The following is a 25,376-nucleotide window of genomic DNA, read 5'->3' as shown; positions in this document are numbered from 1 at the left end:
TTATATTACAACGATAATTTTTCTATTATGATTAAAAAATCAAAAAATATTACATTCAAAGGCCGTCTGAAATGGAGCTGGACAAACTCGACCGCAATATCCTCACCATTCTCCAAACACGTGCAGACATTCCGCTGAAAGAATTGGCCGCACAAGTGCATTCGTCGATTGCCACTTGCCAGCGGCGCATCAAAAACCTGACCGAACAAGGCGTCATCCTCCGCCAAGCCGCCATCGTCTCGCCGCAGGCAGTCGGTTTGAACATTAGCGTCTTTGTCCAAGTTGACCTCGAACGCCAGTACCATGATGTGCAAGAAGCATTTGAACGCAGTATGCAGCGCGAGCCGCAAGTTGTCGGGTGTTATGAAATTTCCGGCAATTATGATTTCTTGCTGTTGGTGCATTGCACCGATATGCCCGCTTATCACGCCTTCACGCGCCGCGTGCTCACTTCCGTCAACAGAGTACGCAATTTCAAAAGCCAATTTGTAATGAATTTCGCGAAAACGGAAACCAAAATCGAAATTCCGGGATAACCGGTATTCCTTTGTTTACAAAGAGACTTCACAACATAAATCCATTTAGTTAAATGGCCGTCTGAAAACCCTGTCTTTAGGTTTTCAGACGGCCTTTCATTGCACCGAAACAGTCTAATTATCAACCCTGCTTCACAATATCCGACAGCGGCCAGCGCGGTTTGACATTGAATGCGCCGACAGCCTGACGCTCGGCAAGACGCATCGCACCGGCAAAGGCAATCATTGCGCCGTTGTCGGTACAGTATGCCATCGGCGGGAAATAAACATTGATTTTTTCTTCCTGCGGTTTGGGTTTGCCTTTTTCAGACGGCACTTTGACGGTTAAGCGCGAAAATTCATCGCGCAGTTTCCAGTTTGCACCCACGCCGCCGGCAACCACCAAAGTTCTGAAGCCGGTATCCAACAACGCTTTTTTGGCTTTGGCCGCCAATACGTCAACTACCGCATCTTGGAAAGCGCGGCAAATGTCGTTGCGTGTTTGTTCCGAAATTTCATCGCTTCCGGTTTCAGCACAGACTTTTTCGACAGCGGTCAAAACGGCTGTTTTCAAACCGGAAAAGCTCATCTGCAAATCGTGCGAATGGAGCATGGGGCGTGGGAATGTGAAGGCATCAGGCGTACCGAGTTTGGCCAGCTCGGATAATTTGGCACCGCCGGGATAAGGCAGGCCCAAGAGCTTGGCTGTTTTATCAAATGCCTCGCCTGCCGCATCATCCACACTTTCACCCAGCAAGGTGTAATCGCCGATACCGCGTACAGCCATAAATTGCGTATGTCCGCCCGACACCAGCAAAGCAACAAATGGAAATTCAGGCTTGTCGTCTGCCAACAAGGGCGAGAGCAAATGGCCTTCAAGATGGTGAACAGGGATAACGGGCTTGCCGATGGCAAATGCCAAGGCATTGGCGAAGCCTGAACCAGCCAGCAATGCGCCGCCCAAGCCCGGGCCTTGCGTAAAGGCAACCGCGTCAATATCGGCATAGCCAACGCCGGCTTCCTTCAAGCAACCTTGCGTCAACGGCACGACACGGCGGATATGGTCGCGGCTGGCCAACTCGGGGACAACGCCGCCGTATTCGGCATGCATCGCCATCTGTGTGTGCAAATGATGCGCCAACAAGCCGCGCTCAGTATCGTAGAGCGCAACGCCGGTTTCGTCGCAAGATGATTCAATTCCTAATACCAACATGGTTTGAGGCCGTCTGAAAAAATGATTAAAAACGATTCAGACGGCGTTTTCTCCGAAAACGGAAAAAGGCCGTCTGAAATAAAGTGTGGGATAGGCTGCTTACAAAGTGCCGTAAGAATGCAGGCCGCTCAAGAACATATTCACGCCGATAAAGGCAAAGGCGGTAATGATCAGGCCGATGACCGCCCACCAAGCCAACACTTTGCCGCGCCAGCCTGCCACCAGCCGCAAATGCAACCAGACCGCGTAATTCAGCCAAACGATGAATGCCCAAGTTTCTTTCGGGTCCCAGCTCCAATAGCGGCCCCACGCGTCAGCCGCCCACAATGCGCCGAGAATGGTGGCAATCGTGAAGAACAGGAAACCGACGGCAATCGCTTTGTACATCACTTCTTCAATGACTTGCGAGTGCGGCAGCCATGATTTTTTGCCTGCATCTTCTTTTCTGAGTGCCAGCAGTTCGGCAATACCCAACATGGCGGCGATACAGAATGCGCCGTAGCCGATAAAGTTGGCCGGAACGTGGATTTTCATCCACCAAGACTGCAAAGCAGGGATCAGCGGCTGGATGGTATGCGCCTCGCGTGAAACGCTGTACCACAAGACAAATCCGACCACAATCGCCATAAAGCTGAACACGAAGCCGCCCAGTTTTTGTACGGCAAAACGACCTTCGTAATAGAGGTACATCAGCGCCGTAATAACCAAGAACAAGATGAATACTTCGTAAAGGTTGGAGACCGGAATATGGCCGGCATCGGGACGCAGCAGATAGCTTTCATGCCAGCGCACCAGCAAACCGACAAAGCCCGCCATCGCGGAAACCCACGCAAACACGGTACCCATGCCCAAAAGCGTATTGGACGGCACATTTTTGCGCACCGCCGCTATCGCGCCGACGATATAGGCAAACAAGGCAAAGAACACAAACGCGCATTGCCACATAATCGCCGACTGGCTGCTTAACAGGTATTTGAGCAGGAAACCGTCTGCGCGTTTGATGTCGCCGCCATACAAATCAACGGCCAAATACGCCAAGCACACGCCCAAAGGGATAAACCAGCGCATCGGTTTGAAAAACCAACCCAGAAAAACGGCAATACCGGCACTCACCCACAAAATTACCATTTCGTAGATGTCCATATGCAGACCAGCCTGGGTTTGGGCAATAAACGCACCGACTGCAATCAGCAGCGCGAATGCCCAGTCGAAAAGGTTGAGGTTTCGGATAAATGATTTGTGTGTCAGAAGCTCATGCTCGGGCAAGGCCTGATGTTTGTTATTCATGGTTCAAATCCTTGGCAAGCTGCTGCAATTGCCGTGTGTGTTGCGGAAATTCTTTCTGCAAGTCGCGTTCGTTGCGGCTGGAAGACATGGCAAAACGGATACGGCCGTCTGAAAACAGCAGCCAAGCACGTTTTTCACGAATATAGAACATAAACACCGTACCCAACACCAGCAATACCGAACCCAAATACACCAAGAATGCGCCCGGCGAACGGGTCATCTGCAGGCCGGAAGAGCGTACTTCGGTAAAACTTTCCAGTTGCAGCAGCATCGGCGCGGGATATTCGGTCAAACCGGTGTAAGCATCCATTGCATGCAGCAGGAAGCGGTTGCGTTTTTCATCTTGCGGCCAAACCGGCAGATTGTATGTGCTGATCGTATCTTCCAGAGCGGCATTCATCACGCCATAGAGCATCTCATAGAAATAGCCCTGCATTTTTTCCTGCTGCTCTTTCGGAATGTTGGTGGTAACAAATTCGTCCAAAGCCAAATAGCCGCCTTTGGCAAAAATCGACAAGGTGTTTTCCGCCGCCGCCATGAATTGCTCACGGATTTCGGCAGGCGCGCCTTTAACGGCGTTGGCAATGGTTTTACGGCGTGCCGCATCGTCTTTCAGATATTGACGCAAAGCCATAAAGGTGTCGATTTGGCCGTTTTTATCCATCGGAATACGCAACCAGCGGTATTGCTGCGCCAAGCCGCTGCGTGTGCCGGTAATGAAGAAATAGTCTTCATCTTGTTTTACCGGCAACATGTAATTTTTATATTCGACAGCCTGCCCTGCTTTGTCGCGGATGCGGTAAACGATAGACGGGCCGATGTTGGTGTATTTTTTTCCTTCTTGACGGACAGAGCGAACATCGTTGATGGCGGATTTCAGGTTTTGCTCTTTTTCAGACGGCTCGCTCATGTCTTCGACGTTCATCGAAGTAAACTGGTCGAATTCCAGTTTATAAGAGGTCTTGCCCAAATCCAGCGGAAACTCGCGCATGGAAGTTGCTTTGAGTTTGACCGGAGTGCGGTCGGCATCAGCCAGATTCCAGGCTTTAAACGTCAAGTCAGAGCCGCCGTCGGCAAAACTTGCCTGATAAACCGTAATACCGTGCAGCGTCAAAGGATGGTTGACGCGGATAGTGTGTTCGCTGACTTTTCCGGTCGCCTTGTCCGTTACTTCCAAGTCGCTGGCAAAATCACGCGGCATACCGGTATCGTAAAAGTCGATATGGAATTTCTTTAATTTGACCGAAAACGGCAGGTCTTGCACCAGCATGCCGTTATCCGCATTGAGAAACACCACATCCGCGCTCTGCCCTTCCGCGATATTGACATTACCCCTAAACGACAGGTTGGATTCACCCAACACGCTTTCGGGCTTAAAGTCTTTGGCGTAAACCGCAGTATTGTCCGGCATGACTTGGCCGGTGAGCATGCCGATTTTCAGCAGGATATTGCTGTCTATCAAACCGCCCAAACAAATCACAATCAGCGCGGCATGGGCAAAGATATAGCCCCATTTGTTCATCGCGCCTTTTTTCGCCGCCACCAAAACCGAACCGTCTTCACGCGTAACGGTTTTGCAGCCGTAGCCTTGTACTTCCAAATACCGTTGCGCGACTTCGGGCGTCACCTGTCCGTCTAAAACGATGGAATGGCGCATTGCCGCCAATGATTTTTCCTTCGCGTTTTCACGAAAGGAACGAATCTCGCGCAAAAACGGCGGAACATTGCGAATCAGGCACAATCCGGTGGAAATCACCAAAAACATCATGATGATAACGAACCACGCCGAGGCGTACACGTCGTACAGGCCCAAAAAGCCGAAAATGTGCGACCAAAACGGGCCGAATTTCACCAAATAATCGACTTGTGGCTGGTTTTGCTGCAAGACCGTACCGATAATCGAAGCCACGCCCAGCAGGCTGAGCAGAGCAACGGCAAAGCGCATGGAGCTGAAAAAGGCAAACCATGGTCTACGGATAAGTGGGACGGATGATGAAGATTTACTCATGTTTCAACTGTCGGCTTTGAACAACCCAATCAATCGGGCTACGATGGACGTTATGATGCGAAAGGAAGAATACTGCATATTGTAGTCAAAATCTTGCTGTCGCTATTTGAAAAAACCAATCAGGCTTATCGACATATATTGGCTAAGGCCGTCTGAAGGGTTTTCAGACGGCCTGTATCAATAAGCTCGTTTCAAAACGAAATTAGTGCAAACCTTGGATGAAGTTGGCTACTGCGTTCAACTCTTCTTCGCTCAGGCGGTTGGCAATATCGGCCATGATGGCGTTTTTGCGTTGGCCGGATTGGTAAGCTTTCATTTGCTCGACAACGTAAGCTTTGTGCTGGCCGCCCAGACGAGGATAGGCTTGGATTTCAGTACCGCCGCCAGGGATACCTGCGCCGCTAGGACCGTGGCAAGACATACATGCCGGCAGTTTTTTAGCGCTCAGGCCGCCGCGATAGATTTTCGCGCCCAGCTCTGGGTTTTCTTTAGGATTGGCTTCGCCCGGTTTGCCTTGTTGTTTGGCATAGTAGGCGGCAGCGTCGCGGATGTCTTGTTCGGACAAGTTCATCACCATCGGTTTCATCACGCCGGCAGCACCGTGGGTACGGGTACCGTCTTTGATGGCCATGGTTTGACCGTAGGTGTAGGCCGCGGCCTGACCTGCCAGTTTAGGATAAGTTGCGATACCGCTGTTACCATCGGCTGCGTGACACGCCGCACAGATAGTAGTCGCTACCTGTTTGCCTTTTTCAGCATCTGCTTTAGGGGCAGCGGAAACCGCACCGGCAGCCAATACCAAGGCCAATAAAGTCAATCGTTTCATGGAGTGCTCCTGATTACAGCATTGCGTACCGCGTCAATGCCTTTTTTATACTCAAATACCGGGGAATTTTCCCGATTAAAACCGATAATTCTATAAACGTGCTATTCTATACCAAGTTTACATTAAATTACTACTCAAATTACCAAACTGCTGCAACATAAATGCCCGATACAAATTATGATGTTGCAGTTTTGTTTCCATGCAAGGAAATGCTGATGAACCTTTTTCAAAACGCCAAATTTTTTACTACGGTCAACCATCTGAAAGACCTGCCCAACACGCCGGCCGAGATTGCCTTTGTCGGCCGAAGCAATGCCGGCAAATCCAGCGCCATCAATACTTTAACCAATCATGTGCGTCTTGCCTACGTTTCCAAAACACCGGGCCGCACCCAACACATCAATTTCTTTGAGCTGGAAAACGGCAATTTCATGGTCGACTTGCCCGGCTACGGCTACGCGCAAGTACCGGAGGCCATTCGTGCGCACTGGGTCAAACTCTTGGGCGACTACCTGCAACAACGCCGCCAACTGATCGGCCTGATTTTGATTATGGACTCGCGCCATCCGCTCAAAGCTTTAGACATTCAAATGCTGGACTTCTTCCACATCACCGGCCGTCCTGTGCATATCCTGCTGTCAAAAGCAGACAAGCTGTCTAAAAACGACCAGATTAAAACTTTGGCGGCGGTTAAAAAATCACTCAAACCCTACACCGAGCGCCAAAAAATCAGCGTTCAACTGTTCTCCAGCCTGAAAAAGCAAGGCATGGACGAAGTCAATCAAGTGGTCGGCTCATGGTTTGACGCGCATCGCGAAGAAATCGAAAATCTTGCGGGCGAAACATCGCCTGAGTGATTGTAAAACAAGGCGGAATGAGATGAGTTGACCAACCGCAAATCTTATTCCGTCATTTGTTTTCCATAATGCCGTTTTCTATCTAACTTTCAAAGGGTATGTATACGCATACCCTTTTTTATTGCGTTTTTTTTTATTTTCTTATCGCAAACTAAAAACAACGACGTATCAGTGAAAATTCTTAAAAAGCATGGTGTTATTCAACTAAACCTTTTTCAGACGGCCTTTGCACCATCTTCGCCATCAGTCCAACCTGCTTCTTTCAATTTCCGCTGTTGCGCGTCATATTGGGCTTTTTCCACCCAATACATTGTCTGAATACAGGCATCACCACATTCGCTGCCGCAACATTCCCACGACTCGGGGCGGACAGGTTCGTCTAAAAGCGGTTCGCCCAAGATGGCTTCGGCTTTATTCTTCAGGGTCGTATCCATCGGCAATTTCCAAGCGTGCGCCGTCAAACTCAATCACTTCGCCGCCGCGTATTTTGGCGGTCTTACGGGTTTCGGTTTCGCCGTTGCGCAACACCAGCCCTTCGGCGATAAATGCTTTTGCCTGTCCGCCGCTTTCGGCAAGGCCGGCCAATTTCAATAAGTCGCACAACGCGATGTATTCGTTGTCTTCAAGATAGACAGTTGCTTCCATCATTTAATCCTTTTCAATAATGGCGATATTTTAACATGGCCGTCTGAAAGAAAGCCCCCTTCTGTTTTATTTGCTTTATCCAACCCCATTACATTTGGTTTTCAGACGGCCTTTAACTGCCAACCCTGCTACAATACGCCTTTTATTGTTCACGCCGATTTTGCCATGACCGAGCCGACCTACATCCCCCTGCGCCTGCATACCGAATTCTCGATTACCGACGGTATGGTGCGGATTAAAAAACTGATTGCCAAAGCGCAGGAATACGGTTTGCCTGCTTTGGGCATCAGCGATTTGATGAACGAATTCGGCTTGGTGAAATTCTATAAAGCCTGCCGCGGTGCAGGGATTAAGCCCATCGGCGCGGCGGACGTGTGGATAGGCAATCCGAATGCGCCCGACAAGCCGTTTCGCGCCATGCTGATTATCCGCAACGATGCGGGCTATCTGCGCTTGAGCGAGCTTTTGACGGAGGCCTATGTCGGCAAAGACCGCAATATCCATCATGCGGAACTCAACCCCGAATGGCTGGCAAACGGCGACAACAGCGGCTTGATTTGTTTGAGCGGCGCGCATTACGGCGAAGTGGGCGTGAATCTATTGAACGGCAATGAAGAAGCGGCGCGGGCGGCAGCGTTGAAGTATGCGGCGTGGTTTCCCGATGCGTTTTATTTAGAGTTGCAACGCCTGCCCGAACGCCCCGAATGGGAGGCTTGCGTTTCCGGCAGCGTGAAGCTGGCGGAGGAACTGGGTTTGCCGGTAGTGGCGACGCATCCGACCCAGTTTATGAGCAGCGACGATTTCAACGCGCACGAGGCGCGGGTGTGCATCGCGGGCGGTTGGGTGCTGACGGACAAGAAACGTCCGCGCGATTTCACGCCGAGCCAGTTTTTCATTCCGCCGGAAACGATGCTGGAGCGTTTCTCCGATTTGCCTGAAGCCCTCGAAAACACAGTAGAAATTGCCAAACGCTGCAATCTGCACATCACATTGGGCAAAAACTTCCTGCCGCTCTTCCCTACTCCAGACGGCCTGTCGCTGGATGATTATTTGATCAAGCTCTCCAACGAAGGCTTGCAAGAACGCATGGTTCAGCTTTATCCCGACGAGGCGGAGCGTGCGGCAAAAATGCCGGAATATCAGGAACGTTTGGATTTTGAGTTGAACATCATCATCCAGATGAAATTCCCCGGCTATTTCCTTATCGTACAAGACTTTATCAACTGGGCGAAAACACACGGCTGTCCGGTAGGACCGGGTCGTGGCTCGGGTGCAGGTTCGCTGGTGGCGTATTCATTGAAGATTACCGACCTTGATCCGCTCAAATACGCGCTGCTGTTCGAGCGTTTCTTAAACCCTGAACGCGTCTCCATGCCCGACTTCGACGTGGATTTCTGTCAAGCAAACCGTGGCCGTGTGATTGAATATGTGCGCGAGAAATACGGCGCGGAGGCGGTCAGCCAGATTGTCACCTTCGGCACGATGTCGTCCAAAGCGGTCATCCGCGACGTGGGACGCGTGCTGGAACTGCCGTTCATGCTGTGCGACAAACTGTCCAAGCTGATTCCGTTAGAAGCCAACAAACCCCTGAGTTTGGAAAAAGCCATGGAGGCCGAACCGCAAATTCAGGAATTAATCGAAGCGGAAGAAGCAGACGAACTGATTACGCTGGCGAAAAAGCTGGAAGATTTGACACGCGGTTTGGGTATGCACGCAGGCGGCGTGTTGATTGCACCGGGCAAGATTTCCGATTACAGCCCCGTGTATCAAGCGGACGAATCCGCCTCGCCCGTATCCATGTACGACAAGGGCGACGTGGAAGACGTGGGTTTGGTGAAATTCGACTTTTTGGGTCTGCGCAACTTAACCATTATCGAAATGGCGCAGAACAACATCAAAAACACCACCGGCGATATCGTCGATGTTGGCAAGATTCCGCTTGACGACCAGGCCGCCTACCAAATCTTCCGCGATGCGAACACCACCGCCGTCTTCCAGTTCGAGTCGACCGGCATGAAAAAAATGCTGAAAACGGCGCACACGACCAAGTTTGAAGAACTCATCGCCTTCGTATCGCTCTACCGCCCCGGCCCGATGGACAACATCCCCGACTTCGTCGCGCGTATGAAGGGACAGGAATTCCAATACATCCACCCGCTGCTCGAAGGCATCCTTGCGCCGACTTACGGGATTATGGTGTATCAGGAACAAGTGATGCAGGCGGCGCAGATTATCGGCGGCTACTCACTCGGTGGTGCAGACTTGTTGCGCCGCGCCATGGGTAAGAAAAAACCCGAAGAAATGGTGAAACACCGCGAAATCTTCGCTGAAGGCGCGGCCAAACAAGGGATTTCGCGCGAAAAATCCGACGAAATCTTTAACTACATGGAAAAATTCGCCGGCTACGGTTTCAACAAATCCCACGCCGCTGCCTACGCCCTGATTTCCTACCAGACTGCATGGCTCAAAGCGCACTACCCCGCCGAATTTATGGCGGCAACCATGTCGTCTGAATTGGACAACACCGACCAACTCAAGCATTTCTACGACGACTGCCGCGCCAACGGTATCGAGTTCCTGCCGCCCGACATCAACGAATCCGACTACCGCTTCACGCCGTATCCGAACATGAAAATCCGCTACGCACTCGGCGCGATTAAAGGCACGGGTGAAGCAGCCGTCGAATCCATCATCGCCGCGCGGCAAAGCGGCGGCAAGTTTACCGGCCTCTTGGACTTCTGCGAGCGCGTCGGCAAAGAGCACATGAACCGCCGCACCCTCGAAGCCCTGATACGCGGCGGCGCGTTCGACAGCATCGAACCCAACCGCGCCATGCTCTTGGCGAACATTGACCTTGCCATGAACAACGCCGACCAAAAAGCCGCCAACGCCAATCAGGGCGGACTTTTCGACATGATGGAAGACGCCATCGAACCGGTGCAACTCGTTGACGTGCCCATGTGGAGTGAGTCGGAAAAACTCGCCGAAGAAAAAACCGTCATCGGCTTTTATCTGTCCGGACACCCGTTCGGCCCATATGCCCAAGAAGTCCGCCAAATCGCCCCGACCAAATTAGGCCGTCTGAAACCGCAAGACAGCGTGCGCCTCGCTGGGTTCGTGACCGCCGTGCGCACCATGATGGGCAAGCGCGGCAAAATCGCCTTCGTCAGCCTTGAAGATTTGAGCGGTCTGGTGGAAATCATGGTCAGCGGCCACACGCTGGAAAACTGCGCCGACTACCTCAAGTCCGACCAAGTGCTGATTATCGAATCCAAAGTCAGCCGTGACGACTACGGCGGCGGCGATGGGCTGCGCATCATGGCCAACCAAGTCATGACACTGCAAATGGCGCGCGAACGCTACGCCCGCAGCCTCAGCCTCGCCCTCTCCCCCGGCCACGACATCGCACACCTCGCCGCAATCCTTACCGCCCACCGCCTGCCCGACACGTCGCACATCCCGCTGCAACTGTCGTACAGCAACGGCAAAGCATCAGGCAAATTGAAAATTGCACCCAAATGGATGGTAACGCCAAGCACCGCCTTGTTTGACGAACTGGAAACATTGCTCGGCAGCAGGGCAGTTCGTGTGAATTGGTAACACTAAAGGCCGTCTGAAACTATACGTTCAGACGGCCTTTAATTTAAAAAGCGCTTTAAAAACATAAATCAAATACGGATTGAGGCTTTCAGACGACCTTATTGTATAGAGAGATTATCTGAAAAGTTTATTGCAAGAGACTTTGGCTAATAGGAAAAGATAGCCCACAAAAAAAGGGGGGGGAAAATACACCCCCTTTTTCTATAGAAGCCCCATATCAAAGGCCGTCTGAAAAACAGTTTTATTTAACGATTTCAACCGGGCCGTGGTCGTCGCAGTGATCTCCGTGTTGGTGATGCAGACGGCCGTTGACGATGTAGTCGACGTGATCGCCGTGCGGTACAGCTTCGTGGCCGCAACCTTCGCCGTGAACGTGGCCGTGGCAGGTGTCAACCGGATGGCAGCCGTCAGGGTTGGTTTCATTGACGCTCAGGGCGTGCTCGTCGTAGTGGCCGTTGTGTTCATGGTGCAGGTGACCGTCGTGCAGATAATCGACGTGGCCTTCATGTTTGATGGCAGTGTGGCCGCAGTTTGCGCCGTGAACGTGGTCATGATGTTCGTGGGTTTTACAGGTCATTTTTCTCTCCTAATGTTCAGTGAATAGCAATCTTTCTCGATTGATTTTTTCATCTTATCTTTTTTTGATGCAAACGTAAAAAAATTTACAGTTATTAATATATTGTTACGATATATCATCTATTGATATATCAGCCTATTTTGTTTTTCAGACGGCCTTTTATTTATCATTCATTTATTTTCAGTGGGTAATTTAACCCTTTCCGCCTATGCTGAATATCGAATTTTTCAGCCGTAACGGGTAATATTGAAACCAAGGGATAAATCCTTCAAACAAACAGGTACTGCAATGGGAAAACAAGCCAGACTTTATATGGTTCGCAGCACGCAAGGTGCGCTTTATGACGTATTTTTCGAGCGCGGTGTGGCGGCGTTGGCCTGGCCTATGCTGGCCGAAGCGGCGGCAAAAGGCTTTGGCCGTGAGGAGCTGACGGATATTTACCGTTCGGCCGTGCCGGATGTGAAGTTGAGAACGGCGCAATCGGGCGCGGCTCAGGTGTGGCGGTTTGTCAACGAGTTGGCCGATGAAGATGCCGTACTGACCTACTCGCCTGCCCTGCGCCGTTATCGGGTCGGCAGGATTACGGGCGGCGCGGTGCATTGTCCGCAATGGGACGATGAAAAAATGTCGCTGGTGCGGCCGGTTGAGTGGCTGGGCGAAGTGTGCCGCGACGATTTGAGTGCGGCGGTGCAACGGGCTTTGGGCAGCGTAGCGACTTTGTTTGCGGTATCGGAGGCGTGTGCGGCAGAAATTTTTGAACGCGTGGGTTTTCAGACGGCCTAAGAAGGGAAAGGAAACAGGATTATGTGGAACACCATGCATGAATGGCTGAACGCTTTGCCTGTCAGTGAAGAAATCATCAAATCGGCATTGATGTCGGTATTGATGATTGTGGCCGTCATTGCCGGGCGCAGCATTTTGCTCTCGGCGCATTTTCGCAGCCATCCGGATTTGAGCATTGAAAACAAACGCCGCTCGCTGGTGTTCAGCCGTAACGTAACCATGCTGCTGATCCTGCTCGGGCTGGCGATGATTTGGGCGGCGCAGATTCAAACTTTGGCCTTGTCGATGTTTGCAGTGGCCGCGGCGATTGTGGTGGCAACCAAAGAGCTGATTATGTGTTTGTCCGGCAGCATCCTGCGCTCGGTAACCAAACAATACTCCATCGGCGACTACATCGAAATCAACGGCCTGCGCGGACGGGTGGTCGATATCAATATGCTGAACACGCTGATGATGCAAATCGGCCCTAATCCGTTGATCGGCCAGCTTTCCGGCAAAACACTCTCGTTTCCCAACAGCCTGCTTTTGAGCCATACCGTGCGCCGCGACAATATTTTGGGCAATTATGTGATTCATACGGTGGAAATCCCCGTGCCGATTCATTTGGATTCGGACGAAATCATAGGCCGTCTGAAAGCTGTGCTTGAGCCGTTGTGCGCGGCCTATGTTCCCGTTATCCAACAATATTTGGAAAACGTTCAAGCGCAAAAACTCTTTATTACCCCCGCCGCCCAGCCGCGCGTGTCCCGCGTGCCGCACGATGACAAGGTGTACCACATCATCGTACGCTTCGCCTCCCCCGTTTCCAAACGGCTGGAAATACAACAGGCCGTCTTAGACGAATTTTTGCGCACGCAATACCGACTGATCAACCAAACAAAATAGTACGGTGTGTTTATTGATACAATCAAATCCCTTACAATAATAAAGTTCACAATCAACAATAAGGAAAAGTCATGTTGCCCGAATCAGCCCTTGCCGAAATGTACCCCGTCATTATGACCCCCAGCCATGACGGCAAATATTTCCACAACTACACCCTCTCGCTTCTGAACATCGTCCACACCAACGCCTCCCTCGGCCTGCCGCTGCAAGTAATGATGCAGCGCGGCGAAAGCCTGATTACGCGCGCGCGCAACAACTGCGTGGCCAAATTTTTGGAAAACAAAGAATGGACGCATTTATTCTGGATTGACTCCGACATCGGCTTCTCTCCCGACTCATTCTACCGCCTGCTCTTGGCCGATAAAGACGTTGTGGCCGGCGTTTATCCGCTCAAACGCGAAAACTGGCCCCAAGCAGGCCTTCCTGCCGGCATGACCCAAGCCGATTTCGAGCGCATGTACACTTCTTACACCGTCAATACCAACGACAAAAATGAAAACGGCGAAATCGTCCTGAAAGTCGATGAAGAAGGCTTTATGAAGGTTCATGACGCGCCAACCGGCTTCATGGTTATCAAACGCAGCGTATTTGAAAAAATGATAGAGGCTTATCCCGAGTTGAACTACGTCTCCGACAGCGACTACAGCCCGGAAAACAAAGGCCTGCACTACCGTTTCTTCGACTGCATGGTCGATCCCGAAAGCAAACGCTACCTGTCCGAAGACTACACCTTCTGCCACCTCTGGCGTCAAATCGGCGGCGAAGTGTACGTCGACGTACAATCTAACCTGACCCACCAAGGCGCAAAAGTGTATCGCGGCTCGTTTGCCGAATCCCTGCAAACCAATGTTGCCAATGCCGTATTTGCCCCGAAAGGCACACCAATGCGCCTCGAACTGGCTGCGCCATTGCACGCCAATCCGCGCGGCGCAGAATAAAATTGGCCGACAGGCAGACAAGACACTTTAATTCTATCTGTCTGCCACCATATAACGCCTATCGTTTTCTTTTCAGACGGCCACAAGGCCGTCTGAATCCATCTTATTCAGGAGAAACCATATGAGCGACAACGTCCTGCTCCACTTGGGCGAAGAACCCCGTTTCGACCAAATCAAAACCGAAGACATCAAACCCGCCCTGCAAACCGCCATTGCCGAAGCACGCGAACAAATCGCCGCCATCAAAGCGCAAACGCACACCGACTGGGCCAACACCGTCGAAAAACTGACCGACATTACCGAACGCGTCGGCCGCATTTGGAGCGTGGTTTCCCATCTCAATTCCGTGGTCGATACGCCCGAGCTGCGTGCCGTATACAACGAATTGATGCCTGAAATCACCATTTTCTTTACCGAAATCGGTCAAGACATCGAGTTGTACAACCGCTTCAAAATCATCAAAAATTCTGCCGAATTCGACACCCTCTCCCCTGCGCAGCAAACCAAGCTCAACCACGACTTGCGCGATTTCGTCCTCAGCGGTGCCGAATTACCGCCCGAACAGCAGGCAGAACTGGCGCAACTGCAAACCGAAGGCGCGCAACTGGGTGCCAAATTCGCACAAAACGTCCAAGACGCGACCGACGCTTTCGGCATTTACTTTGACGATGCCGCGCCGCTTGCCGGCATTCCTGAAGACTCCATCGCCATGTTTGCCGCCGCCGCGCAAAGCGAAGGCAAAACAGGCTACAAAATCGGCCTGCAGATTCCGCACTACCTCGCCGTTATCCAATACGCCGACAACCGCGAATTGCGCGAACAAATCTACCGCGCCTACGTTACCCGTGCCAGCGAATTGTCTGACGAAGGCAAATTCGACAACACGGCCAACGTCGAACAAACGCTTGCAAACGCGCTGAAAACCGCCAAACTGCTCGGCTTCAAAAACTACGCCGAGCTGTCACTGGCCACCAAAATGGCGGATACGCCCGAACAGGTTCTGAACTTCCTGCACGACCTTGCCCGCCGCGCCAAACCGTTTGCCGAAAAAGACTTTGCCGAAATCAAAGCCTTTGCGCGAGAAAACCTGAATATCGAAGATCCGCAATCTTGGGATTTGAGCTACGCCGCCGAAAAACTGCGCCAAGCCAAATACGCCTTCAGCGAAACCGAAGTGAAAAAATACTTCCCTATCAGCAAAGTATTGGCAGGCCTGTTTGCCCAAATCAAAAAACTCTACGGCATCGAGCTGGCTGAAAAAACCGTCCCCGTTTGGCACAAAGACGTGCGCTATTTCGAGCTAAAACAAGACGGCCAAACCATCGGCGGCGTTTACATGGACTTGTACGCACGCGAAGGCAAACGCGGCGGCGCATGGATGGACGGCTACAAAGGCCGCCGCCGTTTCGCCGACGGTACGCTGCAACTGCCGACCGCCTACCTCGTCTGCAACTTCACCCCGCCGGTCGGCGACAAAGAGGCACGTCTGAGCCACGACGAAATCATCACCCTCTTCCATGAAACCGGCCACGGCCTGCACCACTTGTTGACCCAAGTTGACGAAGTGGGCGTATCCGGCATCAACGGCGTCGAATGGGACGCGGTCGAGCTGCCTAGTCAATTCATGGAAAACTTCGTTTGGGAATACGACGTATTGGCGCAAATGTCCTCGCACGAAGAAACCGGCGCGGTATTACCGAAAGAGCTGTTCGACAAAATGCACGCGGCCAAAAACTTCCAACGCGGTATGTTCCTCGTCCGTCAAATGGAATTTGCCCTCTTCGACATGGAAATCTACCATCAGGAAGATGAAGGCCGTCTGAAAGAATGGCCGCAAATCTTGGACAAAGTGCGTCAAGAAGTCGCCGTGACCCAACCGCCGGCATACAACCGCTTTGCCTTGAGCTTCAGCCACATCTTCGCCGGCGGCTACTCCGCAGGCTATTACAGCTACGCATGGGCGGAAGTTTTGAGTGCAGACGCTTACGCAGCATTTGAAGAAAGCGACGATGTGGCCGAAACCGGCCGCCGCTTCTGGAAAGAAATACTGGCCGTCGGCGGTTCGCGCAGCGCAGCAGAATCCTTCAAAGCCTTCCGCGGCCGCGAACCAAGCCTGGATGCCCTGCTCCGCCACAGCGGTTTTGACAACGCAGCTTGATTTGAAAATCCGCCGTTTTAATTGCTGATTCAAAGTTAAAGGCCGTCTGAAATGTTTCAGATGGCCTTTTTATAATCAATTCAATATTTTCAGCAAAACAAATATAAAACCATTCAGCCGATAAAACCACCCAGCGCGGAACGCCGCAACGGTTGCCAAGCTCAATATTTTCCCAATGCGGACAAGCCGCCCATAAAAACAGGGCATGTTCCCATGCCCTATCATTTGAATTTCAGACGGCCTTTCGGTTGTCAAAACTTATTAGGAACAATAAGTAAGTCCTGCCCCTAACAAGATTTTTGAGAAAACAGAAGTCCAGATTTCAAACTTCTATCTCCCCCTACCCATCGCTAAAATTAGTTTTTGCCCTTTTTATCACCGGCATCCAAGCGCATATTGATAAATTCCATCATCAAATCTTTTTTCGTCCAGAAAAAGGTTTTCATTTTTTCCAAAGAATAGATTTTCCGAATCATCGCCGGCAATCCTGCATGAACGATGGCGGCGACTTCACCATTGGTTGTTTCATTATCCATGGCGGCTTTGAGGCTTAGATTGTGCGTATTCAGGTAGTTGCTAAGCTCTTTCCTGACGCTGTTGCTGATTTCAAATTGTTTCATGTTTTCCGTCCATAATGTTTTTATAATTAAATAGCATAGGATTTTAACAAGTTTTTTGCATTGTGCATATATCAACTTGCATATTGTTGCGAAATTTACAATTTGGTTTTTGGGTAAAATCGCGCCTGCAACACATTGTTGTGGCGAACTAAATCAGATTGTTTTGACTATTTTATTTTGGCTCGGGCCGTATTGCGGATAAAATAATGGTTTTAGGTTTTGGGGCCGTCTGAAATGTATTTGTGGTTTAAGCTGTTACACATATTTTTTGTGATTTCTTGGTTTGCCGGACTGTTTTATCTGCCGCGGATTTATGTGAATCTGGCGCAATTAGAGCCTGGTAGCGTGGAATATGTACGGCTGACGGATATGTCGCGCAGGCTGTACCGCTTTATGTCGCCTTTGGGCTGGGGAACGCTGATATTTGGCGCGGCCATCGGGTTTGTAAATAATTGGTGGGGCAACGGCTGGCTGGCGGTTAAATTATTGTGCGGCCTGCTGCTCTTGGCTTACCAGCTTTATTGCGGTCTGCTGCTGCGCCGTTTTCAAAACGGTAGCAATGTGTATTCGCACCGCTGGTATCGGGTATTCAACGAACTCCCCGTATTGATGATGGTGGCCGCGCTTTATATGGTGGTTTTCAAGCCGTTTTAATCTTCAGACGGCCTGTTTGGTAAATAAGGAAAGAATTCATGACGGTCGAAATCGAACGCCGCTTTTTGCTGGCGGATGACAGTTGGCGCGAAGCGGCAAGCGAGCCGCTGGTGTTGCAACAGGGCTATTTGAGCGTGGAAAAAGAGCGCACCATCCGCGTGCGGATTATCGGTTCGCAAGCATGGCTGACCCTGAAAGGCTATATTTCCGACATGACGCGCAGCGAGTTTGAATACGAAATCCCGCTGGCTCACGCGCAAGCAATGATGGCGGACATGTGCCCGTTTAAAATGGAAAAATACCGCTATCGGGTCGAATTTGAAGGCTTTGTATATGAAATCGATGAATATTTCGGCGACAATGCACCATTGATTGTGGCGGAAATTGAATTGCCGTCTGAAGATACCGAGTTCCCCAAACCGTCTTGGCTGGGTCAGGAAATCACGTCAGACGGGAAATTCACCAATGCGTATCTGAGCAAACATCCGTATTCGTCTTGGACGGAATAAGGGCGACAACCTCTCTGCACATACAAAAAAGGCATGTATCGAACATGCCTTTTTTCTTTTCAGACGGCCTGATTTGCCTTACCGATATTTGAATCAAGTTGCTTTCGACATACCGTTTCAAATATCGGGCTAGCCCGTGTGTTTTATCAGTTGAATCTTACGCTGGACGGCAGGCAACCATATAGTTGACCTCGGTCGAGTCGCACAGGGAATAACGGCCGCTCAACAAATTATAGGTCATACCCTTGCTGCCGACGGTATCCAATCCGGCTTGGCGGCACATGCGCGCGAGTTCTGCCGGCGTGATGAATTTTTTCCAGTCGTGCGTGCCTTTGGGGACGAATTTCAACAGATATTCTGCGCCGACAATCAGATGCAGATAAGATTTGGGATTGCGGTTGATGGTGGAGAAAAACACCATGCCGTCGGGTTTGACCAGTTTCGCGCAGGCTTGAACGATGGCAGACGGATCGGGAACGTGTTCCATCATTTCCATACACGTTACCACGTCAAAGCTGTGCGGCTCTTCGGCAGCGAGGTCTTCGACGCGGATGCAGCGGTAATCGATATTGGCAACGTGTTGAGCGGCCGCATGGGCAGCGGCAGTTTGCAGGGATTTTTCCGCCATATCGATGCCGGTAACGTGTTCTGCACCGCGTTTGGCCATGCTTTCCGACAAAATACCGCCGCCGCAGCCTACATCTAACACACGTTTACCTGCCAATCCGGCATAGCCGTCGATATAGTCGAGGCGTAAGGGGTTGATGTCATGCAGGGGTTTGAATTCGCCGTTTTTATCCCACCATTTATCGGCGATTTGGCTGAACTTGGCGATTTCGCCGGCATCTACGTTGTCGTGTTGATTGCTCATGGTTTGCTCCTGCATAAAATAATTCGCCTGATTTTAGCCGATTGTGCTTCAAAATAAAATGTTTCAGACGGCCTTTGCCTGTTTATCGGCCCTATTTCAACTTTCATCCGCCTGAATATAAAAAACGCACCTTGTGGCAAGGTGCGTTTCAATCGGTGCGATTTAGAATTTAGCGCCGGATTCGTTGGCCATGTAGTCAACTGCGGCTTTCACTTCATCATCGCTCAGGCTGCCGTTACCGCCTTTGGCAGGCATGGCATTGAAGCCTTCGAGGGCGTGTTTGTGCAGAGTGTCTTGGCCTTGTTTGATGCGAGGAGCCCAGTCTTCTTTTTTGCCTACGGCAGGAGCGCCGGGAATCAAGCCGCTGTGGCATGCTTTACAGTTCGCTTCAAAAACAGCTTTGCCGTCCACTTTGGCGGCTTCTGCAGGCTTGGCTTCAGCGGCAGGCGCTTCGGCTTTCTCTTCGGGCTTGGCAGCTTCTTCAGGTTTAGCGGCTTCCTCTGCTTTGCTGGCAGCGGCTTCTACTTTATCGGCAGCTTCTTGAGCGGCAGATGCAGTAGCATCGGCGGCAGAAGCAACTTCGTTTTTAACTTCAGATGCAACGGCTTGAGCAGCCTCTTGAGTCTCCTGTTTAGCCTCTTGGGAACAAGCTGTCAGACCAGCCATCATCATTACGGCAATCAGTAATTTGTTCATGTTCTGTCTTTCCTTAGTTTTAGTTTAAATTACTGTTTTATATAAACAGCTTAAAAATTCTAACATAGAAACTAATACCTTCGACCTACACTATAATAAATATTGGTATAAATCAGATTTTGTCACAAAAACAGGAAAAACATATTGACACCACACCTCTACTCAGATAGAAATTTACGCTCATTTGTCATTTAGCGTAATAATTTTCATTTTATTGTTCAAACAGTTATCCCCTTATTTTTAAAGTTTCTTTTTAAATTCAACTTTTTACAAGCTTTCCATATAATACAATAAGCATTAAACCGCCTCTTATCCTAAAAAGGCCGTCTGAACCCAAATCAGGTTTCAGACGGCCTTTTTGAATCATGTTAATAAACATTTGCCGCTTGGCTATGCAAAAGACACCAGCAGGCTTACTTGTTTATGTGGTTATTCATATCCCGACTACAATTTAATCCATTGCCGCCATTAACCTTTTGCCAATATTTCAGCTTCCGCCCACAATCCCCGCTTCTGCTCTGCCGTCAATTTCTTAATGCCTATTTCCCGTTTCAGCGCTTCACTTTTATTCAGGCCGTCTGAAACGATGCGCATCTCGACAGGCTTGTTCAACCGCGTGTATTTCGCGCCTTTTCCTGACAAGTGCGCCGCAAATCGCTCTTGAGGACGGTTGCTGATGCCGCAATAAAACGCACCGTTTTCGCACAAAATCAGGTAAACGCTCCAATTTTCCGCGCTCATAAATCCCCTTCCTTGGCAAAACTCTCGGTAAAAATGCGCACGGCAGCCTCGGTTTTGGCAGACTGCACACGATAAGGCGTCACCAAATAAAGGCTAACCGGCGGCAATGTCCATTCGGGCAAAACCGCTTTCAGACGGCCTTGTGCAATTTTTTCCCTCACTTCGCCGCCCACCTGCAAAGACAAACCAAATCCACTTTCGGTCAGGCTGCGGACAGCGGCAAGATGCGTGCAGGCAATGCTGTCGGCGACGTCGAGGTAATAGCTTTCTTCACCGTTTTGCAAGGTGGTGCGAACAGGTAAAAAATGCAGCCAGCGGTGAGCGTGAAGCTGCGAGGGATGGGTAATGGGCGGATGCCGGTCGAGATAATCGGGCGCGGCGCAAATGGTGGACTGCCAGGTAACGAGATGACGCGCGATAAGATTGGGATCGTCCAAAGCGCGGTCGCCGCCGCGTATGGCGATGTCGGTCTGATTGTGTTGCAGGTCGTCCAAGGTATCGCTGAAATTGAGGACGGGGCGGATTTTTGGGAACTCGGTTTGCAATCGCGAAAAGGCCGTCTGAAAAGCGCGGGAACCGATGACGGTGGAAGTCAGGGAAATACGTAATTCGCCGACGGGTTCGGTTTTCAGATTGTCGATAACAGTACGCGTATCGGCAAGCGTGGTGGCGAGACGGCGGCAGTATTCGCCCAAGGCGCGGCCGGCATCGGTAGGCGCAAGGCTGCGCGTGCTGCGGTTTAACAGCTTAATGCCGTGCAGGGTTTCGAGGCGATTGATGTGCTGGCTGACGGCAGACGGCGTCATGCCCAGCGCGGCCGCAGCGGCGTTCATGCTGCCGTGTTCAAGGACGGTAGCGAAAACAAGCAGGGGTTTGATGTCTTGCATTTGGAAATAATTGTTTAGTTCAACTTCACAATCATAACAGCAAATCAGGGATTATCAAGCGTTTCAGACGGCCTTACAATGCACTCATCTAATTAATCACATCACCACAAGGAGTTAAATATGAAAATCGCAGTTATCGGTGCAACAGGTTATGTCGGCAACGCAGTCGTTCAAGAATTGGCAGACCGCGGTCATGAAGTGACCGCTTTCGCCCGCAACACAGACAAAGTGTTCCAAGCGCAAAATGTTGCCGCAGTCTCCGCAGATGTCAACGCAGCAGATTTTGCCGACAAACTGGCCGGTTTTGATGCCGTAGTCAGCGCGTTCAACCCGGGCTGGACCAATCCCAACATCGGCGCGGATTTCACACGCGGCGCAAACAGCATCGTCGAAGCGGCAAAAGCAGCGCAAGTGTCTTATTTATTCGTCGGCGGCGCGGGCAGCCTGTATGTGGCACCCGGTTTGCAAGTTATCGATACGCCTGACTTCCCGAAAGAAATTTTCGACGGCGCCAATGCCGCACGCCATCTCTTGGCAGAACTCCTGCCGCGCCGCGACGTGAACTGGTCTTTCGTTTCCCCTCCGGCACGACTGGGTGCAGACGGCGGTTTCAGCGAAGACAAAACCGGCAAATACCGCTTGGGCAAAGACGATTTGCTGATGGACGGTGAAATTCCGGCAGGCATCAGCGTGGCCGATTTGGCAGTCGCCATCGCCGACGATGTGGAAAACAAAGCGCATTTGTTTGAACGTTTTACCGTCGCCGCTGTTTAATCATCTTAATTTAAAGGCCGTCTGAAACCCAAAGTTTCAGACGGCCTTTTCATATTCGGATCGATAGAAATAAATATTTAATTACAATTTTGCTATAGCAAACATAACTAACTTCCGATATTTCAAGGCTTCCAACCTCGTCAGTCCCACCTGCGCGGAAATGACGGCAATAGGTATTGCGTATCGAAAATAAAGTAATTGGGCTATATAAAACAAAAACCACCGTTTCCACCCACCTCAAACGGCAGGCGGTTTTAATTCAATTTGATTTTTCGAGCCACCACCAATTTCGTTATCTATAAAATCATTGAATTGTTGACGGAACTCCATTGGTCGGGCGATATAAGGAATCGGAGCATGACTGCCGCCCGTCCCTCTGACCACTACGGAGCCATAATTGAAAATCCTGCCCCAAAAACCTTGATTTACCGAAATACTTTCGATACGGTTGATATTTATCTCAATTGTTTGCCGGCGGATAAAGCCAAACTTAGCGATAACCCTTTTGTTAGTTAAAGCAAGCTCGGTTGTCATTACATTCAATACCGCGAACACTATAAATACGATACCGATTACCCACATCAACAGCAGGATACCGAAAAAAATCCTCCAGAATTGGGAAAACCACGATACTTGCGCTTTATAAACAATACGTTCACCTCGCCCTAAAGAGCTTTCAATATAACTTGCCATTTAACGTTCTCCACATTAGATATTTTCCAAAAATACGGATTATAATCCGTGGATAAATAAGCGTCAAAATTGGATATTTTGAGATTTGTGAAGACAAATCTCATGAGTAAAATCAGTGTTTTGATAGGTATAAAAATCCGAGAAATCCGCAAACAATCCAATATCAACCAAGAAAGCTTAGCCTTACTTGCCGATATAGACAGAAGCTATATGGGTAGAATAGAAAGGGGGGAGGTCAACATAACGGTTGATAAACTATATCAACTGTCTTCTGCTTTAAACTGTTCCGTACACGACTTACTACCGGATGATTTGGAAATTAAAAATACTTGAACCGTTCAAGTAGTACGCCCACATTGCCAATCTGCTAAAAAGGTCGTCTGAAACCCCAAAACCCAAAGTTTCAGACGGCCTTTTGCTATAATACGCACATTAAATTTATCTATACGCGAGTTCTCATGTCCGCAACCCAACCCACCATCGCCGCCATCGCCACCGCCCCCGGACGCGGCGGCGTCGGCGTGATCCGTCTTTCCGGCAAAAACCTGCTGCCTTTGGCGCAAACCCTCAGCGGCGGTAAAACACCCAAACCGCGCACCGCGCTTTACACCGACTTTCTCGGCGGCGACGGGCAGCCGATAGACAACGGCATCCTGCTCTACTTCGCCGCCCCCGCCAGCTTCACCGGCGAAGACGTGATTGAATTGCAGGGACACGGCGGCCCCGTCGTAATGGACATGCTGCTCTCGCGCTGCCTCGAACTGGGCGCGCGCATGGCCGAGCCGGGCGAATTTACCAAACGCGCCTTCCTCAACAACAAACTCGACCTTGCCCAAGCCGAAAGCGTCGCCGACCTTATCGACGCCTCCAGCAAGTCCGCCGCACGCATGGCGTTGCGTTCGCTCAAAGGCGCGTTTTCCCAACACATACACGAGCTGGTGGACGACCTTATTACCTTACGGATGTTGGTCGAAGCTACGCTGGACTTCCCCGAAGAAGACATCGATTTTCTCGAAGCCGCCGACGCGCGCGGCAAGCTCCAAGCCCTGCAAGGTCGTCTGAAAACCGTGCTCGCCAGCGCGGAACAAGGCGCGATTTTGCGCGAAGGCATGAACGTCGTCCTCGTTGGCGCACCCAACGTCGGCAAATCCAGCCTGCTCAACGCCTTGGCTGGTGACGACATCGCCATCGTAACCGACATCGCCGGCACCACCCGCGACACCGTGCGCGAACAAATCACCCTCGACGGCGTACCCGTCCACATCATCGACACCGCCGGCTTGCGCGAAACCGACGACGTGGTCGAACAAATCGGCATCGAACGCAGCCGCAAAGCCGTCTCCGAAGCCGATGTCGCCCTGATTCTGATTGACCCGCGAGAAGGCGTGAACGCCAAAACCCAAGCCATTTTGAACAGCCTGCCCGAAGGTTTGAAAAAAATCGAAATCCACAACAAAGCCGACCTGACCGGCGAACCCGTCGCCGTCCGTTCAGACGGCCTCGCGCAAACTAGCGCGGACACCGTCATCAGCCTGTCCGCCAAAACCGGCGCGGGTCTCGACTTGCTCAAACACGCGCTGTTGCAGGAAGTCGGCTGGCAGGGCGAAAGCGAAAGCCTGTTCCTCGCCCGCAGCCGTCACCTCAATGCCTTGCACGAAGCCGACGCCGAGCTGGAAAATGCCGCCCTCTGCAACAACAACCAAATCGAGCTTTTCGCCGAACACCTGCGCCTCGCCCAAAACGCGTGCAGCGAAATCACCGGCGAATTTACCGCCGACGATTTGCTGGGCGTGATTTTCTCGCGCTTCTGCATCGGCAAATAAAACGGTTTGCCATCAAATACAAAGGCCGTCTGAATGTTCAGACGGCCTTTTTTATCACCAAAACAAGCTTAATTTCACTTGCGTTTATTTATTGGCAGCTTCTGCCATATTTTTTGCGATTTTGGTTGCGCCAACTGTCAAACCAGACATGCCGATCAAAGAAGCTGCGGCCAATTTAATTAATGTTTTCATTTTAACTCTTTTCTGTGTATTTAAGGGTGTGTTGTGTATTTTTTATTTGTCGGCATCAGCCATATTGTGGGCGATATTGGTTGCACCGACGGTCAGGCCAGACATACCGATTAAAGAGGCTGCTGCCAGTTTGATTAAAGTTTTCATTGTTTGTCTCACTTTCTTGTCTGTCGGCCGAAAAACGGCCTAAGTTGCGTTTTCTGAGGTATTGTCATCAATTCGTTTATGATTGAATTATTTGTGTACTACCGTTTCAATATTGTAGGCAACGCCGAGGGCGGAGGCCGGTATCCCCGACATGCCGATTAAAGAAGCGGCGGCAAGTGTTATTAAATGTCCCATTTTAAGTAGCCCTTTTTCATAGATACAAAATGTTATTTAACAACATACACATTTTTTCGCCGGCATCTACGTTGCCGACAGGACGAATCATACTGTGTTAATCGTTAATTAATACAACCTTTCCGTAAAGATAAAATGCTAAAAATATACATAATAAATGTTTTAGTTAATTTATATTTTGTTTTGAAAATGACACCGATGTCTTTTTCAATGACACCGATGTCTTAATTACATACACACTACAAACGTATCTGACTGCGCCCATAAAATCCCTCCTTTTTT

The 25,376-nt window shown here is 50.6% G+C and carries 25 protein-coding genes; 12 read left to right on the top strand and 13 right to left on the bottom strand.

The annotated features are described in order from the left end of the window. The first annotated feature begins 71 nt into the window (after positions 1-71). Positions 72-536, top strand: coding sequence for an Lrp/AsnC family transcriptional regulator (locus HMPREF2606_RS09165; protein WP_070584677.1), 465 nt, complete (start codon positions 72-74; stop codon positions 534-536). A 121-nt stretch (positions 537-657) separates the two neighbouring features. Here HMPREF2606_RS09165 and tsaD read toward each other — a convergent pair whose 3' ends face one another. From tsaD to HMPREF2606_RS09145, 4 genes are all read right to left on the bottom strand, one after another. Next, positions 658-1,728, bottom strand: coding sequence for a tRNA (adenosine(37)-N6)-threonylcarbamoyltransferase complex transferase subunit TsaD (gene tsaD / locus HMPREF2606_RS09160; RefSeq protein ID WP_070584675.1), 1,071 nt, complete (start codon positions 1,726-1,728; stop codon positions 658-660). Between the two features lie 99 nt (positions 1,729-1,827). Continuing rightward, positions 1,828-3,015 (bottom strand): c-type cytochrome biogenesis protein CcsB, encoded by a 1,188-nt coding sequence (gene ccsB, locus HMPREF2606_RS09155; RefSeq protein ID WP_070584672.1) that lies wholly within the window; start codon positions 3,013-3,015, stop codon positions 1,828-1,830. After that, positions 3,008-4,960 (bottom strand): cytochrome c biogenesis protein ResB, encoded by a 1,953-nt coding sequence (locus HMPREF2606_RS09150; protein ID WP_070584671.1) that lies wholly within the window; start codon positions 4,958-4,960, stop codon positions 3,008-3,010. The genes ccsB and HMPREF2606_RS09150 overlap by 8 nt, the downstream gene beginning before the upstream one ends. 265 nt (positions 4,961-5,225) lie before the next feature. After that, positions 5,226-5,849, bottom strand: coding sequence for a c-type cytochrome (locus HMPREF2606_RS09145; protein ID WP_003684518.1), 624 nt, complete (start codon positions 5,847-5,849; stop codon positions 5,226-5,228). A 215-nt stretch (positions 5,850-6,064) separates the two neighbouring features. Here HMPREF2606_RS09145 and yihA point away from each other — a divergent pair, with 215 nt between their 5' ends. After that, a complete protein-coding gene (yihA, locus tag HMPREF2606_RS09140; RefSeq protein WP_070713733.1) occupies positions 6,065-6,706 on the top strand; it encodes a ribosome biogenesis GTP-binding protein YihA/YsxC in 642 nt (213 codons plus the stop codon). 215 nt (positions 6,707-6,921) lie between these two features. Here the strand turns inward: yihA and HMPREF2606_RS09135 are convergent, their stop codons facing one another. Both HMPREF2606_RS09135 and HMPREF2606_RS09130 read right to left on the bottom strand, forming a co-directional pair. Further along, complete coding sequence (locus HMPREF2606_RS09135) at positions 6,922-7,140, bottom strand: hypothetical protein (protein WP_070713735.1); 219 nt, start codon at positions 7,138-7,140, stop codon at positions 6,922-6,924. Further along, on the bottom strand, positions 7,118-7,351 hold the full coding sequence (locus tag HMPREF2606_RS09130) for an RNA-binding S4 domain-containing protein (protein WP_002221492.1): 234 nt from the start codon (positions 7,349-7,351) through the stop codon (positions 7,118-7,120). The genes HMPREF2606_RS09135 and HMPREF2606_RS09130 overlap by 23 nt, the downstream gene beginning before the upstream one ends. A 165-nt stretch (positions 7,352-7,516) precedes the next feature. Here HMPREF2606_RS09130 and dnaE point away from each other — a divergent pair, with 165 nt between their 5' ends. Continuing rightward, entirely contained in the window at positions 7,517-10,951 is a 3,435-nt protein-coding gene (dnaE, locus tag HMPREF2606_RS09125; RefSeq protein WP_070713738.1) for a DNA polymerase III subunit alpha, read from the top strand. A gap of 241 nt (positions 10,952-11,192) precedes the next feature. Here the strand turns inward: dnaE and HMPREF2606_RS09120 are convergent, their stop codons facing one another. Then, a complete protein-coding gene (locus tag HMPREF2606_RS09120; RefSeq protein WP_003684489.1) occupies positions 11,193-11,528 on the bottom strand; it encodes a hypothetical protein in 336 nt (111 codons plus the stop codon). Positions 11,529-11,816: 288 nt separating this feature from the next. Here HMPREF2606_RS09120 and HMPREF2606_RS09115 point away from each other — a divergent pair, with 288 nt between their 5' ends. The 4 genes from HMPREF2606_RS09115 to HMPREF2606_RS09100 all read left to right on the top strand — a co-directional run bounded on the left by HMPREF2606_RS09115 (position 11,817) and on the right by HMPREF2606_RS09100 (position 16,292). Continuing rightward, positions 11,817-12,311 (top strand): restriction endonuclease, encoded by a 495-nt coding sequence (locus HMPREF2606_RS09115; protein ID WP_070713743.1) that lies wholly within the window; start codon positions 11,817-11,819, stop codon positions 12,309-12,311. 21 nt (positions 12,312-12,332) lie between these two features. Continuing rightward, the gene (locus HMPREF2606_RS09110; RefSeq protein WP_004520900.1) at positions 12,333-13,196 is read left to right on the top strand and encodes a mechanosensitive ion channel family protein; all 864 of its coding nucleotides are present in this window, start codon (positions 12,333-12,335) and stop codon (positions 13,194-13,196) included. 71 nt (positions 13,197-13,267) lie between these two features. Next, on the top strand, positions 13,268-14,134 hold the full coding sequence (locus HMPREF2606_RS09105) for a trafficking protein particle complex subunit (RefSeq protein ID WP_070713745.1): 867 nt from the start codon (positions 13,268-13,270) through the stop codon (positions 14,132-14,134). Positions 14,135-14,255: 121 nt separating this feature from the next. Beyond that, positions 14,256-16,292, top strand: a complete 2,037-nt coding sequence (locus tag HMPREF2606_RS09100) for a M3 family metallopeptidase (protein WP_070713747.1) — start codon at positions 14,256-14,258, stop codon at positions 16,290-16,292. A gap of 356 nt (positions 16,293-16,648) precedes the next feature. Here the strand turns inward: HMPREF2606_RS09100 and HMPREF2606_RS09095 are convergent, their stop codons facing one another. After that, the gene (locus HMPREF2606_RS09095; protein WP_070713750.1) at positions 16,649-16,912 is read right to left on the bottom strand and encodes a hypothetical protein; all 264 of its coding nucleotides are present in this window, start codon (positions 16,910-16,912) and stop codon (positions 16,649-16,651) included. A 234-nt stretch (positions 16,913-17,146) separates the two neighbouring features. Here HMPREF2606_RS09095 and HMPREF2606_RS09090 point away from each other — a divergent pair, with 234 nt between their 5' ends. Together HMPREF2606_RS09090 and HMPREF2606_RS09085 are read left to right on the top strand one after the other, a co-directional pair. Further along, complete coding sequence (locus tag HMPREF2606_RS09090) at positions 17,147-17,566, top strand: CopD family protein (RefSeq protein WP_004520906.1); 420 nt, start codon at positions 17,147-17,149, stop codon at positions 17,564-17,566. A 38-nt stretch (positions 17,567-17,604) separates the two neighbouring features. Next, on the top strand, positions 17,605-18,075 hold the full coding sequence (locus tag HMPREF2606_RS09085) for a CYTH domain-containing protein (RefSeq protein ID WP_049328324.1): 471 nt from the start codon (positions 17,605-17,607) through the stop codon (positions 18,073-18,075). Positions 18,076-18,232: 157 nt separating this feature from the next. Here HMPREF2606_RS09085 and ubiG read toward each other — a convergent pair whose 3' ends face one another. The 4 genes from ubiG to HMPREF2606_RS09065 all read right to left on the bottom strand — a co-directional run bounded on the left by ubiG (position 18,233) and on the right by HMPREF2606_RS09065 (position 21,270). Further along, positions 18,233-18,946 carry a bifunctional 2-polyprenyl-6-hydroxyphenol methylase/3-demethylubiquinol 3-O-methyltransferase UbiG gene (gene ubiG / locus HMPREF2606_RS09080; RefSeq protein ID WP_191620627.1) on the bottom strand — a complete coding sequence of 238 codons (714 nt, stop codon included), beginning with the start codon at positions 18,944-18,946 and terminating at the stop codon, positions 18,233-18,235. Between the two features lie 162 nt (positions 18,947-19,108). Further along, complete coding sequence (locus HMPREF2606_RS09075; protein ID WP_070713754.1) at positions 19,109-19,642, bottom strand: c-type cytochrome; 534 nt, start codon at positions 19,640-19,642, stop codon at positions 19,109-19,111. Between the two features lie 468 nt (positions 19,643-20,110). Further along, the gene (locus HMPREF2606_RS09070) at positions 20,111-20,383 is read right to left on the bottom strand and encodes a GIY-YIG nuclease family protein (protein WP_070713757.1); all 273 of its coding nucleotides are present in this window, start codon (positions 20,381-20,383) and stop codon (positions 20,111-20,113) included. Beyond that, positions 20,380-21,270 carry a LysR family transcriptional regulator gene (locus HMPREF2606_RS09065; RefSeq protein WP_070843554.1) on the bottom strand — a complete coding sequence of 297 codons (891 nt, stop codon included), beginning with the start codon at positions 21,268-21,270 and terminating at the stop codon, positions 20,380-20,382. Before HMPREF2606_RS09065 ends, HMPREF2606_RS09070 begins: the two co-directional genes overlap by 4 nt. Positions 21,271-21,390: 120 nt before the next feature. Between HMPREF2606_RS09065 and HMPREF2606_RS09060 the strand changes: the two genes are divergently transcribed. After that, on the top strand, positions 21,391-22,044 hold the full coding sequence (locus tag HMPREF2606_RS09060) for an NAD(P)-dependent oxidoreductase (RefSeq protein WP_070713765.1): 654 nt from the start codon (positions 21,391-21,393) through the stop codon (positions 22,042-22,044). Between the two features lie 237 nt (positions 22,045-22,281). Here the strand turns inward: HMPREF2606_RS09060 and HMPREF2606_RS09055 are convergent, their stop codons facing one another. After that, positions 22,282-22,737: a PH domain-containing protein gene (locus HMPREF2606_RS09055; protein ID WP_049344311.1), complete on the bottom strand. Its 456-nt coding sequence runs from the start codon at positions 22,735-22,737 to the stop codon at positions 22,282-22,284. Positions 22,738-22,839: 102 nt separating this feature from the next. Here HMPREF2606_RS09055 and HMPREF2606_RS09050 point away from each other — a divergent pair, with 102 nt between their 5' ends. Together HMPREF2606_RS09050 and mnmE are read left to right on the top strand one after the other, a co-directional pair. Next, positions 22,840-23,070 (top strand): helix-turn-helix domain-containing protein, encoded by a 231-nt coding sequence (locus tag HMPREF2606_RS09050; RefSeq protein ID WP_049344313.1) that lies wholly within the window; start codon positions 22,840-22,842, stop codon positions 23,068-23,070. Positions 23,071-23,195: 125 nt separating this feature from the next. Further along, entirely contained in the window at positions 23,196-24,560 is a 1,365-nt protein-coding gene (gene mnmE / locus HMPREF2606_RS09045) for a tRNA uridine-5-carboxymethylaminomethyl(34) synthesis GTPase MnmE (protein WP_070843553.1), read from the top strand. The last annotated feature ends 816 nt before the right edge of the window (positions 24,561-25,376 follow it).

Origin of the sequence: Neisseria sp. HMSC070H10 (genome assembly GCF_001837635.1) — a bacterium.
Classification (GTDB): domain Bacteria; phylum Pseudomonadota; class Gammaproteobacteria; order Burkholderiales; family Neisseriaceae; genus Neisseria; species Neisseria subflava_A.
The sequence above is the reverse complement of the archived record's forward strand: the minus strand, read 5'-3'. Positions and strand labels throughout refer to the sequence as shown.